Origin of the sequence: Macrococcus equipercicus (assembly GCF_024205945.1) — a bacterium.
Lineage (GTDB): Bacteria > Bacillota > Bacilli > Staphylococcales > Staphylococcaceae > Macrococcus > Macrococcus equipercicus.
Window position 1 is genome coordinate 1,449,352 of the sequence record NZ_CP073809.1, and the last position, 16,586, is coordinate 1,465,937.

At 48.3% G+C, this 16,586-nt stretch carries 17 protein-coding genes, 1 riboswitch and 1 other annotated feature; of the genes, 2 read left to right on the forward strand and 15 right to left on the reverse strand.

Annotation, left to right across the window (positions count from 1 at the left end):
* Positions 1-44: 44 nt before the first annotated feature.
* On the forward strand, positions 45-1,424 hold the full coding sequence (locus KFV11_RS07550) for a dihydrolipoyl dehydrogenase family protein (protein WP_149458392.1): 1,380 nt from the start codon (positions 45-47) through the stop codon (positions 1,422-1,424).
* Positions 1,425-1,496: 72 nt separating this feature from the next.
* On the opposite strand, the gene KFV11_RS07555 is transcribed toward KFV11_RS07550, so the two are convergent.
* The 10 genes from KFV11_RS07555 to nrdR all read right to left on the reverse strand — a co-directional run bounded on the left by KFV11_RS07555 (position 1,497) and on the right by nrdR (position 11,267).
* A complete protein-coding gene (locus KFV11_RS07555; protein WP_254249615.1) occupies positions 1,497-2,573 on the reverse strand; it encodes a M42 family metallopeptidase in 1,077 nt (358 codons plus the stop codon).
* A gap of 97 nt (positions 2,574-2,670) precedes the next feature.
* Entirely contained in the window at positions 2,671-3,084 is a 414-nt protein-coding gene (locus KFV11_RS07560; protein ID WP_149458391.1) for a YndM family protein, read from the reverse strand.
* 158 nt (positions 3,085-3,242) lie between these two features.
* A complete protein-coding gene (gene rplT / locus KFV11_RS07565) occupies positions 3,243-3,602 on the reverse strand; it encodes a 50S ribosomal protein L20 (RefSeq protein WP_149458390.1) in 360 nt (119 codons plus the stop codon).
* A 29-nt stretch (positions 3,603-3,631) separates the two neighbouring features.
* Positions 3,632-3,832 carry a 50S ribosomal protein L35 gene (rpmI, locus tag KFV11_RS07570; protein WP_012657249.1) on the reverse strand — a complete coding sequence of 67 codons (201 nt, stop codon included), beginning with the start codon at positions 3,830-3,832 and terminating at the stop codon, positions 3,632-3,634.
* 12 nt (positions 3,833-3,844) lie between these two features.
* Positions 3,845-4,381 (reverse strand): translation initiation factor IF-3, encoded by a 537-nt coding sequence (gene infC, locus KFV11_RS07575; protein ID WP_149458389.1) that lies wholly within the window; start codon positions 4,379-4,381, stop codon positions 3,845-3,847.
* A 20-nt stretch (positions 4,382-4,401) separates the two neighbouring features.
* Positions 4,402-4,520, reverse strand: a sequence feature (ribosomal protein L20 leader region).
* Positions 4,521-4,564: 44 nt separating this feature from the next.
* Complete coding sequence (locus KFV11_RS07580) at positions 4,565-6,046, reverse strand: amino acid permease (RefSeq protein ID WP_254249616.1); 1,482 nt, start codon at positions 6,044-6,046, stop codon at positions 4,565-4,567.
* Positions 6,047-6,104: 58 nt separating this feature from the next.
* A riboswitch (Lysine riboswitch) is annotated at positions 6,105-6,276 on the reverse strand.
* Positions 6,277-6,328: 52 nt separating this feature from the next.
* Entirely contained in the window at positions 6,329-8,257 is a 1,929-nt protein-coding gene (gene thrS, locus KFV11_RS07585) for a threonine--tRNA ligase (protein WP_254249617.1), read from the reverse strand.
* A 285-nt stretch (positions 8,258-8,542) separates the two neighbouring features.
* Positions 8,543-9,463, reverse strand: a complete 921-nt coding sequence (gene dnaI / locus KFV11_RS07590) for a primosomal protein DnaI (RefSeq protein ID WP_149458386.1) — start codon at positions 9,461-9,463, stop codon at positions 8,543-8,545.
* Positions 9,460-10,794, reverse strand: coding sequence for a replicative helicase loading/DNA remodeling protein DnaB (dnaB, locus tag KFV11_RS07595; protein WP_149458385.1), 1,335 nt, complete (start codon positions 10,792-10,794; stop codon positions 9,460-9,462). The genes dnaI and dnaB overlap by 4 nt, the downstream gene beginning before the upstream one ends.
* A gap of 8 nt (positions 10,795-10,802) precedes the next feature.
* Positions 10,803-11,267, reverse strand: coding sequence for a transcriptional regulator NrdR (nrdR, locus tag KFV11_RS07600; protein ID WP_149458384.1), 465 nt, complete (start codon positions 11,265-11,267; stop codon positions 10,803-10,805).
* A gap of 108 nt (positions 11,268-11,375) precedes the next feature.
* Here nrdR and KFV11_RS07605 point away from each other — a divergent pair, with 108 nt between their 5' ends.
* A complete protein-coding gene (locus tag KFV11_RS07605; RefSeq protein ID WP_254249618.1) occupies positions 11,376-12,080 on the forward strand; it encodes a GDSL-type esterase/lipase family protein in 705 nt (234 codons plus the stop codon).
* Positions 12,081-12,221: 141 nt separating this feature from the next.
* On the opposite strand, the gene KFV11_RS07610 is transcribed toward KFV11_RS07605, so the two are convergent.
* The 5 genes from KFV11_RS07610 to mutM form a co-directional block, all read right to left on the reverse strand.
* Entirely contained in the window at positions 12,222-12,818 is a 597-nt protein-coding gene (locus KFV11_RS07610) for an alpha/beta hydrolase (protein WP_254249619.1), read from the reverse strand.
* 5 nt (positions 12,819-12,823) lie between these two features.
* Positions 12,824-13,792, reverse strand: a complete 969-nt coding sequence (locus tag KFV11_RS07615) for a ring-cleaving dioxygenase (RefSeq protein ID WP_149458381.1) — start codon at positions 13,790-13,792, stop codon at positions 12,824-12,826.
* A 153-nt stretch (positions 13,793-13,945) separates the two neighbouring features.
* A complete protein-coding gene (locus tag KFV11_RS07620; protein ID WP_149458380.1) occupies positions 13,946-14,980 on the reverse strand; it encodes a glyceraldehyde-3-phosphate dehydrogenase in 1,035 nt (344 codons plus the stop codon).
* A gap of 78 nt (positions 14,981-15,058) precedes the next feature.
* Positions 15,059-15,661 carry a dephospho-CoA kinase gene (gene coaE / locus KFV11_RS07625; protein ID WP_254250610.1) on the reverse strand — a complete coding sequence of 201 codons (603 nt, stop codon included), beginning with the start codon at positions 15,659-15,661 and terminating at the stop codon, positions 15,059-15,061.
* Between the two features lie 8 nt (positions 15,662-15,669).
* The gene (gene mutM / locus KFV11_RS07630; RefSeq protein ID WP_149458379.1) at positions 15,670-16,542 is read right to left on the reverse strand and encodes a bifunctional DNA-formamidopyrimidine glycosylase/DNA-(apurinic or apyrimidinic site) lyase; all 873 of its coding nucleotides are present in this window, start codon (positions 16,540-16,542) and stop codon (positions 15,670-15,672) included.
* Between the last annotated feature and the right edge of the window lie 44 nt (positions 16,543-16,586).

Genomic DNA, 16,586 nt, shown 5'->3' on the forward strand with positions numbered 1-16,586 from the left:
GGAATAAATCTAAAGCAACCTATTTTATAAGGAGGAACCTAATAATGTATGATGTCATATTTATCGGTAGTGGTCATGCAGCCTGGCACGCAGCAGTGGCGCTTGCCAGCCAGAAGATGAAAGTCGCACTGATTGAAAAGGATACGCTAGCCGGCACATGCACCAACTTCGGCTGTAATCCGAAGATTTTGCTTGAGTCACCGTTTGAGGTGCTGGATGATATCGACCGTCTTGGTGATATCTTCACAAACCGTCCTGAGGTGAGCTGGGAGCATCTGATGCGCTACAAACATAAGGTCATTGATCCGCAGAAAGATAGACTCGCTGAAGTCTTCAACAAAGCCGGTATTGAGATCATTGAAGGCGAAGGCTTGATAACAGACGAACACACGGTGAAGGTCGGCGATCAGTCCTATCAGGCTAAATATATCGTCATCGCGACAGGTCAGCGCAGTCATCGGCTTAATATCCCAGGTCAGGAACATCTCCGTGACAGCCGTGACTTTATGGATCTAAAATCATTCCCTGAGCATATTACCTTCATCGGTGGCGGTTATATCAGTATTGAGTTCGCTTCTATTGCGAGCAAATTCGGCTCAGAAGTCCATGTCATTGTGCACTCTGACAAGATTCTGAAAGCCTTCCACCAGCCCCATGTCAAAATGCTGATCGACAAGCTGGAGGAGGAGAACGTTACCTTCCACTTCAATGAAGATACAGAGAAAGTCGAAGAGAAGGATGGCCGTCTGACCTTGACGACCCAATCAGGAACGACACTAGAGACTGACTATATCGTTGATGCGACTGGCCGTGTGCCGAACGTTGAGAACATCGGCCTTGAGACAGTGGGCATCGACTACAGTGATAAAGGGATCAAAGTCAACTCTCATCTGCAGACGTCTGTTCCGCATATTTATGCGAGCGGTGATGTGCTGGACAAATCCATTCCTAAGCTGACGCCGACTGCAAGCTTTGAATCGAATTATATCGCCCTTCAGATCATCGCACGTGAAGCCAAACTCTTCAGTCCGAAGAAAGCGCTCGAACTTCTGCCGATCAAGTATCCGGCGATTCCTTCAGTCGCTTATACTCTGCCCCGTCTGTCACAGGTCGGCATGCCGATCAGCGAGGCTGAGGATAAAGGTTATAAGATCAGGACCATTAAGTTCGGCGAATACATGCGCTTTGAGTATAAGAATGAACTGGATGCTGAAATGGTGATTGCTCTCGATAAGAAAAATCATGTGGCGGGTGCTGCTATCTTTGGTCATAACGCAGCAGATCTCATCAACATCATGACCTTTATCGTCGAGAAGGAACTGTCAGCGAAAGACCTCAATCTGATGATCTTCGCTTTCCCGAGTGAATCAAGCGGCATACTGGATCTCTTGAAGATTGAGATGCTGGACCTTGATATTGAGTGATAAAAAAAGACTGCCTCGGCAGTCTTTTTTTCGCGGTATCTTTTCATCCGATCAGTACAAAAATGATAGCACTTATGATAGATGCTCGTAAGTCTGCTCAATGATCTGGTCTACTCTATCATCCGTGAGTTCAGCGAGCACTGCATTGACCAGTTCGAGCGCACCATTATAGTCACGTCGGTTCATCATTGACACATTGGAGTGGATATAGCGCGTCGGGACACCGATAGATAGAGCAGGTATGCCGTCTAAACTTTGCGCGATGTTCCCGGCATCTGTATAGCCGCCGGTCAGATAATCGAACTGAACCTTGATGTCATGCTTCTCTGCCACATCTGTGACGAACCGTCTGAACGATGGATGCGAAATATGCCACGCATCGATCAGCACAACAATCGGGCCGTCACCCATCTTGGTGCTTCCGCTCATGCCGGGTGTCTTTGTACAGAGGCCGACGTCAAGCGCAATAGCAAGAGACGGCTTCACGGTGTGTGCTGCTGTCTTTGCGCCGCGTGACATCGTCTCCTCCTGCGTGACTGCTCCTGCCACTACTGTGATCTCCTCATTGCTGTATGTTTCCAGCGCCTCAACAGCGAGCGCACAGCCGAAACGGTTGTCCCATGCTTTCGCCAGCAGATAGTCGGGATTCGTCATCACTTCAAACTCACTGTACGGCGTCACGGCGTCACCGATCCGTATACCGGTAGCAAGCACCTCAGCTTTTGAGTCCACGCCGATATCTATGAACATATTCGGGACGCTGGCTGCCTGTTCTTTCTCCTGGACACCGAGTACATGCGGCGGCTTACCACCGATGACCCCTCTGACCGCTCCTCTGCTGCCGGTGATCGTCACTTTCTGGCTGAGCATGACGTTCGCCCACCAGTAGCCGAGGTTCGTGAACTTGATGAAGCCGTCATCAGTAATAGCAGTCACCATAAACCCGATCTCGTCCAGATGGCCCGCCAGCATGACAGCATGTTTCCCTGTCCCTTTCTTTCTGCCGAATATGCTGCCTGTATTATCCTGGATGATATCATCCGCGACCGGTTCCAGGTAGCTCTTCATGAGCCGTGTCATCGGTCCTTCAAATCCTGACGGTGCATTGCAGTCGGTCAAAGCCTTGAAACGCGCTAACTGTTGATCCAAAAAAACATCCCCTTTGTCTGTATTACTCCCAGTATAAAGAGTTATCTGATGATTGCCAACACAAAAAAGGAAGCACTATTGTGCCTCCTTGATCAAACTAGCGATGTGCATTATTGTGAGCGACTTCTTTACCCGGTCTGTTGAATACCGTGCGGTCGACGAATTTGTGGAAGAACAGCCATTCGCCGCCAGTGATTGCTAAAGCAGACAATAAAGAAGGCCAGAACATATCATCATTGTTCCCTGTCAATGCTCTTGCCATCAACCAGATGACTAAAAATGACAGGACTAAATCTGCTAATGATGCAAGGCCGTTACGTTTAGTGAATTCACCAGAACGTCCCGCTTTATTGAAGATGCCGAGGTCACCGAGCAGATAGGCAAGCAGTGTTGTCACTAAACTGATCCATAACGTGTCCATGAACGGCACATTGAAGATTAAAGTCAAAACAATAAACAGAACGAGCGCAATCACGATGAATTTCACGACTAATGCTTTTAAGTGGTCCATCATTTCCCTCCTCTCCTCATTGACGTCTTACTATCAGAAATACCCTGACATTGAGAGGATAAACGAAAAATCGGACATATTCATTCAGAATATATTTATTTTTACAGTTATTCCACATAAAAAAACCGCGGTGCACGTCAGCACTGCGGTTTCGTCTATTATTTATTTAAAGCGTTTTTCGCTTGAGTCACTAACTCAGCAAATGCTTTTTCGTCAGAGATTGCGATCTCTGATAACATTTTACGGTTGATGTCGATGCCGGCTACTTTAAGACCGTTCATTAAACGGCTGTAGCTGATGTCATTCATACGTGCAGCCGCATTGATACGTGCGATCCATAATTTACGGAAGTCACGTTTTTTCTGACGACGGTCACGGTATGCATATTGACCTGATTTCATTACTTGTTGTTTTGCTACTCTGTATAATGTATGTTTTGAACCGAAATAACCTTTTGCTAATTTAATGGTTCTTTTGCGACGGGCACGCGTCACTGTTCCACCTTTAACTCGTGGCATGATAATTCCTCCTTAGTATAATCCTATTATTATTTTACGTATGTTAACATTTGTGCAACGCGTTTTTGATCGCCTTTAGAGACTAATGACGCTTTACGTAATCCGCGTTTTTGTTTAGTTGATTTGTTTGCGAAAAGGTGAGAAGTATAAGCTCTAGAACGTTTCAATTTACCTGAACCAGTTCTTTTAACGCGTTTTGCTCCTCCGCGGTGAGTTTTCATTTTAGGCATTGTATTGTCCTCCTAGTTTTGTTTTTTGTCGACGATTGGTGCGAGCATCAGGAACATCGAACGACCATCCATCTTCGGTTTTTGTTCCACTGTAGCGATATCTTTACACTCATCAGCAAATTTCTCAAGCACTCGCTGACCAAATTCCTTATGCGTGATTGCACGACCTCTGAAGCGGATAGATACTTTAACTTTATCGTTCTTCTCAAGGAATTTACGACCGTTTTTCAACTTCGTATTAAAGTCATTATCTTCAATGGTCGGGCTTAATCTGATTTCTTTGACAACAACAATCTTCTGATTTTTACGTGCTTCTTTTTCTTTCTTCTGCTGTTCGAACTTGAACTTACCGTAGTCCATGATCTTAGCAACAGGCGGTTTAGCGGTCGGCGCAACTAGTACGACGTCCAAATTCACACGTTCAGCGATTTCAAGGGCTTCGAACTTAGTCTTTACACCCAGCTGTTCTCCATCATGTCCGATTAATCGAAGTTCTCTTGCACGGATTTTGTCATTGATTTGCGTTTGATCTTTAGCTATGATTGACACCTCCTATTGGATTTACTCGACGAACAAAAAAAACGCGGGTGCACAAGGCACCCGCAAGACATGTTTAATCATGTTATTTTACCCTGTAACGGCTCGTGGCGTCTTCAGGGTGAGAAGCGGGATGCTTCTACTTGTCCGTTTCGTATTCAACAGACTAAAGTATAACAGGATTAATGACGTATGTCAAACATTAATTTTTTCGTATTCGCTCATATCGTGGGACTGTGATAAGTCGACTTGTGTCAGTGGAATCTTCTTCGTTTTATATTTCAGTTTATGATAGAAGTAGAAGAACAGAAATACCGGGATTCCCATGTAAGTGATCAGGACAGACTTCCATTCAAACTTACCGCCGGTCACAAGATCCACATCCTGCCCCAAAATAACGAGCAGACAGAGCGCAAAGGCAAATAACGGGCCGAACGGGAACAGTTTCGCGCGGTATTTCAGTACAGATAAGTCTTTGTTCTGAGCGTAAAACGCGCGTCTGAAACGGTAATGGCTGACCGCTATACCGAGCCAGGCGATGAAGCCGGTCATCCCGCTTGCAGCGACGATATATTCATAGGCACCGTTAGCAAGGCGCTCGACCAGGAAGATCAGAATCACTACTACAAATGTTGCGAGCAGACTTGGAATCGGCACACCCTGCTTATTCACTGCTGAGAATTTCTTTGAGGCCAGACCGTCTTTACCCATGGCATACAGCATACGTGTCGATGCATACATCCCTGAGTTACCTGCTGACAGGATCGATGTCAGGATGACCGCGTTCATGAATGATGCGGCAAACGCAAGACCTGCATTCTCGAACACAAGCGTAAACGGTGATTTCGCGATATCATCTCCGCCCATCAAGTTCGGGTTGGTGTAAGGGATGATCAGACCGATGATCAGAATCGCGAGAATATAGAAAATCAGAATACGCCAGAACACCTGGTTGATCGCCTTCGGAATAGTTTTCTCCGGCTCTTCTGATTCACCGGCCGTGATGCCGACAAGCTCTGTCCCCTGGAAGCTGAATCCTGCCACAAGGAATACGCCGAGAATGGTCAGGAACGACTGCGTCATATTCTGTCCGAGAAACGGCGCATCTCCCGCTGTAAAGTTTGAGAAGCCGATATACTCGCCGCCGAGAATACCGAAGATCGTCAAGAGGCCGATTCCGATGAATAAAATAACTGTCACTACTTTGACGAGGGCGAACCAGTATTCGCTCTCGCCGTACACTTTCACGCTGAGTGTATTCAGACCGAAAATTATCGCAAGGAACACAAGGCTCCATGCCCATGCCGGCATGAAGTCAAAGACACTCCAGTACTTGATGACGGAACTTGCGATACTGACATCAGCGGCGACCGTGATCACCCAGTTGAACCAGTAGTTCCAGCCGAGGGCAAAGCCGAGGGACGGATCAACAAAGCGCGTTGCATAAGTTGAGAATGACCCTGAAATCGGCAGGTAGGTCGCCATCTCACCAAGACTTGTCATCAGGAAGAAGACCATAAGACCGATGACGGCGAATGCAAGCAGCGCACCGCCTGGACCTGCTTCCCTTATAGCACCGCCTGAGGTCATAAACAGGCCGGTGCCGATACAGCCGCCGATTGCGATCATCGAGATATGCCGGGGCTTTAATTTACGTTGTACTTCTGTATTACTCATATGTCACCTCTCGTCACACAAAAAGAGGTGCACATCCATAGATGCACACCAATATATTGGTTTAAGTAGCGCATCACGGATGTGACAGTCTGACATATCTTCTACGTCAGCCCAGCAGCTCCTTGTTATCATCAGGAGTCACTTCGGCAATGTCACCTTTCGTCCTGCGTCATTTACGTGATACCGTATCTGCAGAGTTACTCATCTTCATTGCAACCTCTACCTCTTTTTGAGGAATATTATATTTTGTTCTACTATACCGTATTAATTACGGTTTCACAACTATTTTTTCAGGCGGATTTCGTCGATGAGCTGCCAGATGAATTCATCGCGCTCCATCGTCAATGATTCTTTCTTGCCGTACTGACGGACATTGACTTCATTATTCTCCACTTCTTTATCGCCGACAACCACCTGATAAGGCACTTTGTTCATCTGCGCCTCACGAATCTTGTAGCCCATCTTCTCCTCACGGTCATCGATATGACAGCGCACGCCCTGTGACTTCAGTTCGTCATACAGCGCTCTCGCATAGTCGTAATGCACTTCGTTCGATACCGGGATGATCTCCAGCTGATTCGGCGCAAGCCAAGTTGGATAAGCGCCTTTATATTCCTCAGTCAGGAAGGCAACGAAGCGTTCCATCGTTGAGATAACACCGCGGTGGATGACGACCGGGCGATGTTCAGCCCCGTCGCTGCCGACATAAGTCAGGTCAAAGCGTTCAGGCAGCAGGAAGTCAAGCTGTACAGTCGATAATGTCTCTTCCTTGCCGAGTGCTGTCTTCACCTGCACATCAAGCTTCGGACCGTAGAATGCCGCTTCACCCGGCGCTTCCTCATAATCAAGTCCCATCTCATCCACTGCTTCTTTCAGCATGCGCTGTGCACGTTCCCACATCTCATCATCCTGGAAGTATTTCTCTGTGTCTTCCGGATCGCGGTAAGACAGGCGGAACTTATAGTCCTTGAACTTGAAGTCTTCATAGACATCAATGACGAGCTGCACGACACGCTTGAACTCATCCTTGATCTGATCCGGACGGACGAAGATATGGGCATCATTCAAAGTCATGCCGCGGACACGCTGCAGCCCTGATACAGCGCCGCTTGCTTCGTAACGGTGCATTGTACCAAGTTCTGCGATACGGATCGGCAGTTCACGGTAGCTGTGCTTCGCGTTTTTGTAGATCATCATATGGTGCGGACAGTTCATCGGACGCAGCACGAGTGACTCGTTATCCATCTCCATCACAGGGAACATATCTTCCTGGTAGTGATCCCAGTGACCGGACGTCTTATACAGATCGACTGACCCCATGACCGGTGTGTATACGTGGTCATAGCCGAGTGCGACTTCTTTGTCGACGATATAACGTTCCAGCTCGCGGCGGATCGTTGCACCATTCGGCAGCCAGAGCGGCAGACCGGCACCGATCAATGGGTTAGTCGCGAATAAATTCAGCTCTTTACCGATCTTGCGGTGGTCGCGCTCTTTGCGTTCCTCAAGAACCTGCAGATGTGCTTTCAGTGCTTTCTTGTCAAAGAAGGCAGTGCCGTAAATACGCTGCAGCATCTTGTTGTTCGCGTCACCGCGCCAGTAAGCGCCTGCAGTAGATAACAATTTGAACTCCTTGATCTTCGCTGTTGACGGTACATGGACACCGCGGCACAGGTCAGTGAATTCACCTTGAGAATATAATGTCACGTTCTCGTCTGCTGGAATCGCATCGATCAGTTCCTGTTTGTACGGATCATCTTTGAACACTTCTTTCGCCTCGTCACGTGAGACGACGCGGCGTTCAATCGCGATGTTCTCTCCGACAATTTGACGCATCGTCTTCTCGATATCCGCTAAATCTTCACTCGAAACTTTATGGTCAGTATCAAAGTCATAGTAGAAGCCTTCCTCAATGACCGGCCCGACACCAAAATGGACATTGCCATAGAGACGCTTCAGGGCCTGTGCCATCAGATGAGCCGTTGAATGGCGAAGGACTTCGATACCTTCTTTAGATTCCGGTGTAATGATTTCGATATCGCCGTCAGTCTCAAGCTGTGTGGACAGGTCCACCAGCTGACCATTGAACTTACCGGCCAGTGCCTTCTTCTTCAGCCCCGGACTGATTGAACCTGCGATCTCTTCTGTTGTCACACCGCTGTCAAACACTTTCTCATTACCGTCCGGAAATTTAATATTGATTTCGCTCATCATGAACACTCCTTTAAATGATTGATTATTTATGAATACAAAAAGACCCCATCCCAAAAGGGACGGAGTCTTCCGTGGTACCACCCTAATCGCCTTGCGGCAACTCTGCATAAGATAACGGTCTTGAGCCGGGCATCGTTTAAATGCCAATAGAAAAAGGGAGTAATGATGCTGCGCTCAGCCGGACTCACACCATCCTCCGGCTCGCTTGATAAGACATCAGCATCATCTTGTCCTCTTATTGTTAAATATTATAGTTCTATTATACACTGACTATTCTATTTTTCAAGAACGGCGATAATTTTTTCCGGACAGCTGATAAGGATCGCTCAGCGCATGAATCCGCTCCATCATCCGGAGCGCCTTTGTCTGCTCGACACCGTTCCTTGTGTTGGAGAAATGATGTTCAAGTTCATCCAGGTTGAAGTTCGACGAAAAGAACGTCGGCAGCTGGTTCATCATACGGTGATGCAGCAGCGGGCCGAGCACTTCATCGCGGACCCACGGCGTCAAATCTTCCGCGCCGATGTCATCGAGCATGAGCACCGGGCTTTTTCTGACACGGTCAAGCTTCTGCTCAAATGTATTGTCACTGAAGCCTGATTTCAGCTCGCGGATGAATTCAGGCACGTAGAAGATTGTCGTATACACATGCTTCTCTTTCAGCTGGTTGGCTATCGCTCCTAGAATGAAAGACTTGCCGGTGCCGAAGCTGCCGTGGATATACATGCCTTTCGCGGGCCTGCCTGCCGCGATATCGTTGCAGATCTGCATCGCCTGTCTGACGATGTTCAGCCGTTCAGTCGTCTCAAGGTCGACCGCATTGATTTTGGCGTTCAATATTTCATAAGGGACGTGCATCGCTGTCACATATTCCTTCATCTTCACTTCTTCTTCGTGGACTTTCTTGTTCGGACATGGTGTATAAGCGATTCTGATACGCTTGTCTTCGACATAAAGAACAGGCGTATGACCTTTGACGAAGTTGATGCACGTGCCATAGCTCTCACAGCGGTCGCACATTTTGGACTGGTCCTTATATTCCTGAAGGATTGATAAGTCCTTATCGATCATCTCGTCCGTCACGTCCGGATGCTCCATTAGAAACGCTCTGATTTCCGCATGGTTCAGCGTCTCCTCTTTCACTTTTGCAATACGTGCTTCGATACCCGGATTGTCTCTTAAAAATGCGCTGAATGGCTTCATCGTTCATCCTCCTTCCAGAAGTTTTTCAGTTCTTCTTCCAGCTTGCGCTTCTCTGCTTCAAGCGCCTGGTCTGTCTCTACTGCGACCGGTGCACTTCCTTCTTTCATCTGACTGACCCAGGCCGGCGTCTTCTCATACGACGGGCGCGTGCGTCTCGGCTTCTGCTCTGATTGACGTTCCGCCTGCTGTTTCTGCAGCTTCTTCACATGATCGTACGCCTGCCTGCTTGATTCGAACTTCAGCTTCTTCCAGTTCGAGGCAATTTCTTCGATGTAACTTTGCGGCAGCTGCATATCATGAGTAAACATCACATACTGCAGCAAAATATTGATGACACCAAACGGCAGCTTCTCCCGTTCCACGATCGACTCGATCATGCGCTTCTGTCTAGCTGTCGGCTCCGACTTGCTGGTCGATGCGAGCATCGCGACCGGACTTGTCGTGTCCATCATCTCAAACCATGACAGCTGTGTCTTATCCTCTACTTCATCAGGCTGCCGTGCTTCAGTGAGCGCAGGCAGGTTGCCTTCGTGCTCCAGCTGATAGAAATCACGGGCGTTTTTCCGCAGTTCTTCATGGGAAATCGTCTGGTCGGCGCTTAACGAGCGGAGAATGATGCGCCGCATCTCTGTCGGCGCGATATCATACAGCACAGACAGCTGGGTGATTAAATCACGCGTTGCTTTCGGCAGCTGTTCCCGCGTAATCAGATTCTGGTTGAGCAGCATTTCGAGCAGGTCGAAGTCGAACGTCTGCTGATGGACCGGGATGCCTAATGAGTCATTCGTCTTGATGATCGTCTCATTGCCTTTGAAAATCCCGGCATCCGGCTCTTTCGGTGTCCCGAAGACATCCATGTAGTTTTTGGAGACATCGCGGTAATCCGTTAAGTCGATCGTATCCGTGCAGAAATGCTTTTTCAGCTGGTGGAACCGCTCTTTGCCGACGACTTGAAACAGAAAGACCGACAGCATCGGATCGTTGAAAAACTGGGCAGGCATGACCGGGCTGATCAGCTTATAGACAAAGCACTGCGCTTCCCCGGTCTTCAAAAACGTCTTCAGCAGCCCGATAGCTTCCAGCCGTTCACGCAGCTGTTCAAAATGGCTTAAGTTCATCTTCAGTTCGTTCAATATTAAATAATGGGTCTCCGGTTCTGACACTTGCCGTCCATTGATGAACTGGCTTAAATACTGATAGACCGCTATACTTTCAAGGCCGATCAGCGGAATGTACAGCCGCTTCAGCACATCTTCTGACAGCGGTGACTGCACATAGTTTGTATGGACGATAAATGAATCAGCCGGTCTTAACCCGGAAAAATAATGCACATCAACACCTACTTCTTGTCTTTATCATTTAATATCCCCTGCATAGTGCTCAGCAGCTGATCCACATCTTTGAACTCCTTGTAAACCGATGCGAAACGAACATAAGATACTTGGTCAAGCTTCATCAGCTCATCCATGACCCGTTCCCCGATATCGACAGAAGATATTTCGTTCTTCCCGCTTTCACGCAGCTGAAATTCAATTTCGTTCGTGATTTTTTCCAGGTCGTCAAACGCAACCGGCCGCTTTTCGCTCGCTCTGACAAGGCCGCCGAGCACTTTGTCACGGTTGAATGCCTGTCTTGTGCCGTCTTTCTTGACGACAATCAAAGGCGCGAGTTCAATCCGTTCAAACGTCGTGAACCGTGCACCACACTGCTCGCACTCACGGCGCCGTCTAATAGCGGTCAAGTCATCTGCATGTCTGGAATCCACAACTTTGGACTGATTATAACTGCATTTCGGACATCTCAAGACATTCACCTCATTCATTGTTATCATCTTATTATACATGATTCACGAACAGTTAAAAACCGTTATAACAACATTAAACGGGGTATAAATGACCAAGGAGGCATCCATATGAGACCTGAACTACTGGAACTTGAGAAATTTGAAGAAGGCAACCCCGTCAACAAAGAGCGGGATAAATTCAACAGAAGAAATGAGGCACTGCTCTATCATAACGACCCGGTCGGCGTGCTGTTCATCGGCGACTCCATCACCGCCTACTGGGACCTTGACAGCTACTTTGAACTGACTAACGGCAAACGGATCATCAACCGCGGTATTTCCAACGACCGGTCGATGTACTTGAAGCGCCGCTTTCAGGCAGATGCCCTGCAGCTGAAGCCGGACTACATCATCCTCTCCATCGGGGTGAACAACACGAAGGACCTCGACCAGCAGCTCGACCAGGAAACAAGCGACCAGCTCGTGCTGCAGATTACACAGGATATTAAAGACATGGTCAGCATGGCAGAGACACAGCACATTCCGATGGCCATCACTTCTGTGACAGCGACCAACCGCAGGCACTTGAAGTCATTCGAGCTGCGGGCTGCAACAATCAAGCGCATCAATGACGAGTTACAGCAGTTCGCACAGCGTCAACGTATTCCATATATCGACTATTACTCGCGTATGACACTGACCGGTGACGTCGACTGTCTCAATCCGGAGCTCTCAGACGACGGCCTGCATCCGCATGTGCTCGGCTATGACATTATGGCACAGACCGTCGTTGACACATTAACAGACGTGCCGCTCAAACTAAAACATCCGTAAAGAGGTGTGCCATAGAATCTCTGTTAGAAGGAATCGCCGCTATGCACTGCTAAGCTCATCGGGACTGAACAAGCACAGAAAAAACCATCCGCCAGATTAAGCCGGATGGTTTATTTTGTCATACCTATGTTCTGTTTGTCTTTACAGCTGCTGATACCACGCTGCCGCCCGCCGCACTTCTTCCTGAGTCAAAGAATGGCCGTGGTGATGCCAGAATAATTCCACTGCCGCTCCTGCTGTTCTTAACGCTTCTGCCAGCTCTTCAGTCTGCTCCGGCGTACAGATGGGGTCGTTTGTCCCTGCACCAATGAAGACATGGATGCCCGACAAGTCCGGCAGCTCGATGTTACGGAGCGGCACCATCGGATGAAACAAAATCGCATGACTTAATGCCTCCTGGTCATGATACAAGAGACTTGCTGCAATATTTGCACCATTGGAATAGCCGACCGCTATGACTTTATCCCGCTTCAAGTCGTTTGCCTCTGCTGCTTCATCGATGAACGCCTTCAGTTCATGCGTCCGCTCCACTAAATCTTCTTCATCAAACACACCTTCAGCGAGCCTTCTGAAAAATCTCGGCATGCCGTTTTCACTGACATTCCCTCTGACACTGAGGACATTGGCAGCCGGGTCAATCAATGCGGCGAGAGGCAGTAGATCATACACATTGCCGCCTGTGCCGTGCAGCAGCAGCAATGTGTTATCCGTTGTTCCCTTGTTCATGATATGATTCATATGCGTCATCTCCCTTTCACGCTTCTCACTGTATCAATCGGTCTGACCTGCGCTTCAATCACTGCGCGTTGTGATTCAAGAAACGGTGGCAGCGACAGTTTCTCACCAAGCGTTTCGTACGGTTCGTCACCCATGAAGCCGGGGCCGTCCGTCGCAATCTCAAATAATAAAGGTGCCGCGAGTCTTGCATACAGCGATTTGAAGAAGAAGCGGTCCACATAGCCTGAGTTCGGCAGACCAAATTCCTGCAGTCTGTCGATCCATTCATTCAGACCGGCTTCATCCGGCACTCTAAATGCGACATGGTGAACCGTACCATAGCCCTGCTGAGCAGAGCTGCTCTCTGCGTCATCAATGATGATAACCGATGCACCGTTCCCGCCCTCAGCTGTCTCAAAGAGATGCGCCTGACCTTCACTCGCCGTCTCCTCAAATAAATAGACCTGCTCAAAAGCTGCTTTGAAAGCCGTGAACTGGCTGACTGCTATAATGACCGGCCCTAAACCGTAAATACCGTAGCGCTCAGGTACCGGCCCATTTTTCCACGGCTCACCGGGAGCTGTGCCGCGGTCATGCTCATCCGAAATAATCTGATAGCGCTGACCGTCAAAATCTTCAAAAGGCAGCACTTTGCGGCCAAACTGCTCTTTAATTCCTTCGTGCTTGACGTCAAACGTTTCAAACCGCTTTAAGTAGTAATCGACTGCTTCATCATCCGGCACCCGGAACGATGTCCGTGAAATTTCATTTGTGCCGTGGACGCCCTGTGGTATACCCGCAAAGTCAAAGAATGTCATATCCGTCCCTGCGTTTCCTTGATCATCGGCAAAGAACAGATGATACGTCTGAATATCATCTTGATTGACTGTCTTTTTGACAAGGCGCATCCCTAAAATATCGTTGAAGAACCGGTAGATTTTCTCGGCACTGCTTGTTATTGCTGTCACATGGTGTATTCCTGTTAATGCTTGCATGTAGTTGACCATCCTTCGATATATTATTTATACTTGGTATAAATAATATATCATTAAATGACTGCTGATGCAACTATTCAGTTTCTGTCATCCCGCTCCAACATAAAACAGGAATCCTGGTCAGGATTCCTGCGCTGTCAATCAGCCTCATTATTATGCTTCTACTAGATCCTCTGATGCTGCATTCAATGCCTCACCCATCAATGATGCCAGTTCAACGACGCGTGTTGAGTAGCCCCACTCATTATCATACCATGCGAGTACTTTCACTTTGCGGCCGCCCATGACGATAGTTGACAGGCCGTCTACGATTGATGACATAGGGTTTGTGTTGAAGTCCACGCTCACTAAAGGCTCGAATGTAATATCAAGGATGCCTTTAAGCGGTCCTTCGCCTGCTTCTTTGAAGGCATTGTTCACTTCTTCAACAGTCACGTCCTGCTTCAAGTCAACGACAAGGTCAACTAATGATACATTTGTTGTCGGTACACGTAAAGCCATGCCGTGCAGCTTGCCTTCTAATTCCGGAAGCACTAATGACAATGCTTTCGCTGCACCTGTTGATGTCGGAATGATGCTCTGTGCGCACGCACGTGCACGGCGCAGGTCTTTATGCGGATTATCCAGGTTTTTCTGGTCATTAGTATAGGCGTGAACCGTCGTCATCAGACCGTTTTCAATCCCGAACTTTTCATTCAGTACTTTAGCGACTGGTGCGAGACAGTTTGTTGTACATGACGCATTAGAGATGACGTCGAACGTTTCAACATCCAGCTTCTTGCAGTTGACGCCGCGGACGATGGTCTGCACATTGCCTTTACCCGGCGCTGTCAGCAGTACTTTTTTAGCGCCGGCTGTTAAATGTGCCGCTGCTTTCTCTGCATCATTGAATTTGCCTGTCGCTTCAATTACGATGTCGATGTTTAATTCTTTCCATGGTAATCGTTCAGGATTTCGCTCAGACACGAGCTTGATCTCCTTACCGTCTACTTTCAGGCCGTTGTCAACCGGCTCTACTTCGAGCTCATATTTACCATGCGTTGTATCATACTTCACGAGGTGGGCAAGTGTCTCAGGCGGATAGCTTGCATTGATAGCTACGATCTCCAGTTCGTTATTTAATGCCGCAGCACGAAATACCATTCTACCGATTCTACCTAAACCATTAATTGCCACTCTTGTCGTCATGTCATCTTCCCCTTATTGTGTTATACTATTTGCTTACAATAGTATAACACAATATAAGTATGATGGAAGCGGTTTCCGCTATTTTTTTTCGTTTCTTTCAAAAAACTGTTCTACAGCTTTTTTGACGTGCTGTTCAAGCGTCTGCAAGTCACCGCTGTTGTCAATGACCACATCTGCACGGGCTTTCTTCTCCTCGATAGCGAGCTGAGAAGCGATTCTTGCAGCTGCTGCCTCCTGAGTCATATCGTTGCGCTTCATCAGCCGTTCCAGCTGAAGATGCTCCGGTACGTAGACGACCCATGCTTCATCGACTGTCGCTTCCAGTTTATTTTCATAGAGCAGCGGGATATCCATAACGACGTGCCGGCCGTTCTGCAGTGCAGCACGCTTCTCAAGTGCCATGATCTCTCTGACCCGCGGATGAATAATGCTGTTTAAGGCAGCACGTTTCTCCGGATCATTGAAGACGAGCTGACCGATATACGGCCGGTTCATTTCACCGTCGATTACTGCTTCCCCGCCGAACACCGCGATGACTTCCTGCAGCCCGTCAGAGCCGGCAGCGACAGCCGTCCTGCTCGCGACATCTGCATCGACGACCGCGAAACCGTAACCTCTCAGTAATTCGGACACTGTGGACTTGCCGCTCGCAATGCCGCCTGTCAATCCTATCACTTTCATCTCTTCACCTACTTCTGACAATGTGTGCAGTAATGCGTGTTCCGTGTGGCGATCACTTTCGCTGTGACCGGGCCGCCGCAAGTACCACATGTTTTACGGCCGTATATATTGAATCGTGTCTGCATAAAGCCTTCCTTGCCTTCTACGTTACGGTAGCTTGATATTGAGGATCCACCGTATTTGATCCCTTCGTTCAATACATGGACGATGGCCTCAAACAGCTCAGTCCGCTTCGCCTTGCTGAGCCGCTTCACTTTATGATTCGGATTGATCCTGGACAGATGAAGTGCTTCACATGCATAAATATTGCCGCAGCCGCTGACGACTGAATGGTTCATGATTGCTTCTTTGATGGTCTTCTCCTGCCACTTCGGCGCTGTCAGCTGATCCAAATAATAGGCCGGCGCCTCGTCGTCGAACGGCTCAGGGGCAATCGCCATGATCTGCGCCGCTGATTCCAGCCGTTCGATGTAGCGCAGCTCGCCGAACCGTCTGATGTCGCTGTAGATCAGCTGCTTACCCGACTGCAGGTGAATAGCGACATGCCAGTGATTGATATAGTTCGGCACCCCGATGTCCTCAAGCCTGTCGACGACAAAATAGGCGCCCGACATACCAAGATGACTGATGATGTAATGTTCATGCAGTTCGTTCTCAAGCGTGAATATCAAGTACTTGCTGCGGCGGTCTAATGCCTTGATCGTACTGCCGATAATCTTTCCTTCAAATGTCTTAAGGTCTATCCCTTTAATAATCGTCTGTTTACCCGCGGCTTTCCCTGCTGTAACTTTGTCAGAGAACGTGACGCCGGTAATGATCTCTCCTAAAATCTTCGGACTAAGTCCGCGTTTGACATGTTCAACTTCCGGTAATTCAGGCATAGCTTCCTCCTGCTTTAACTTTCTCTTGTCATCTCGTCTACCGC

Coding starts and splice junctions, on each gene's coding strand:
- mutM (WP_149458379.1), bottom strand. CDS start 16,542: ATGCCTGAATTACCGGAAGTTGAACATGTCAAACGCGGACTTAGTCCG.
- KFV11_RS07580 (WP_254249616.1), bottom strand. CDS start 6,046: ATGAGTAATACAGAAGTACAACGTAAATTAAAGCCCCGGCATATCTCG.
- rpmI (WP_012657249.1), bottom strand. CDS start 3,832: ATGCCTAAAATGAAAACTCACCGCGGAGGAGCAAAACGCGTTAAAAGA.
- dnaI (WP_149458386.1), bottom strand. CDS start 9,463: ATGAAGCCATTCAGCGCATTTTTAAGAGACAATCCGGGTATCGAAGCA.
- KFV11_RS07550 (WP_149458392.1), top strand. CDS start 45: ATGTATGATGTCATATTTATCGGTAGTGGTCATGCAGCCTGGCACGCA.
- KFV11_RS07610 (WP_254249619.1), bottom strand. CDS start 12,818: ATGAATCATATCATGAACAAGGGAACAACGGATAACACATTGCTGCTG.
- KFV11_RS07615 (WP_149458381.1), bottom strand. CDS start 13,792: ATGCAAGCATTAACAGGAATACACCATGTGACAGCAATAACAAGCAGT.
- KFV11_RS07620 (WP_149458380.1), bottom strand. CDS start 14,980: ATGACGACAAGAGTGGCAATTAATGGTTTAGGTAGAATCGGTAGAATG.
- coaE (WP_254250610.1), bottom strand. CDS start 15,661: ATGAAAGTGATAGGATTGACAGGCGGCATTGCGAGCGGCAAGTCCACA.
- KFV11_RS07560 (WP_149458391.1), bottom strand. CDS start 3,084: ATGGACCACTTAAAAGCATTAGTCGTGAAATTCATCGTGATTGCGCTC.
- KFV11_RS07605 (WP_254249618.1), top strand. CDS start 11,376: ATGAGACCTGAACTACTGGAACTTGAGAAATTTGAAGAAGGCAACCCC.
- rplT (WP_149458390.1), bottom strand. CDS start 3,602: ATGCCACGAGTTAAAGGTGGAACAGTGACGCGTGCCCGTCGCAAAAGA.
- thrS (WP_254249617.1), bottom strand. CDS start 8,257: ATGAGCGAAATCAATATTAAATTTCCGGACGGTAATGAGAAAGTGTTT.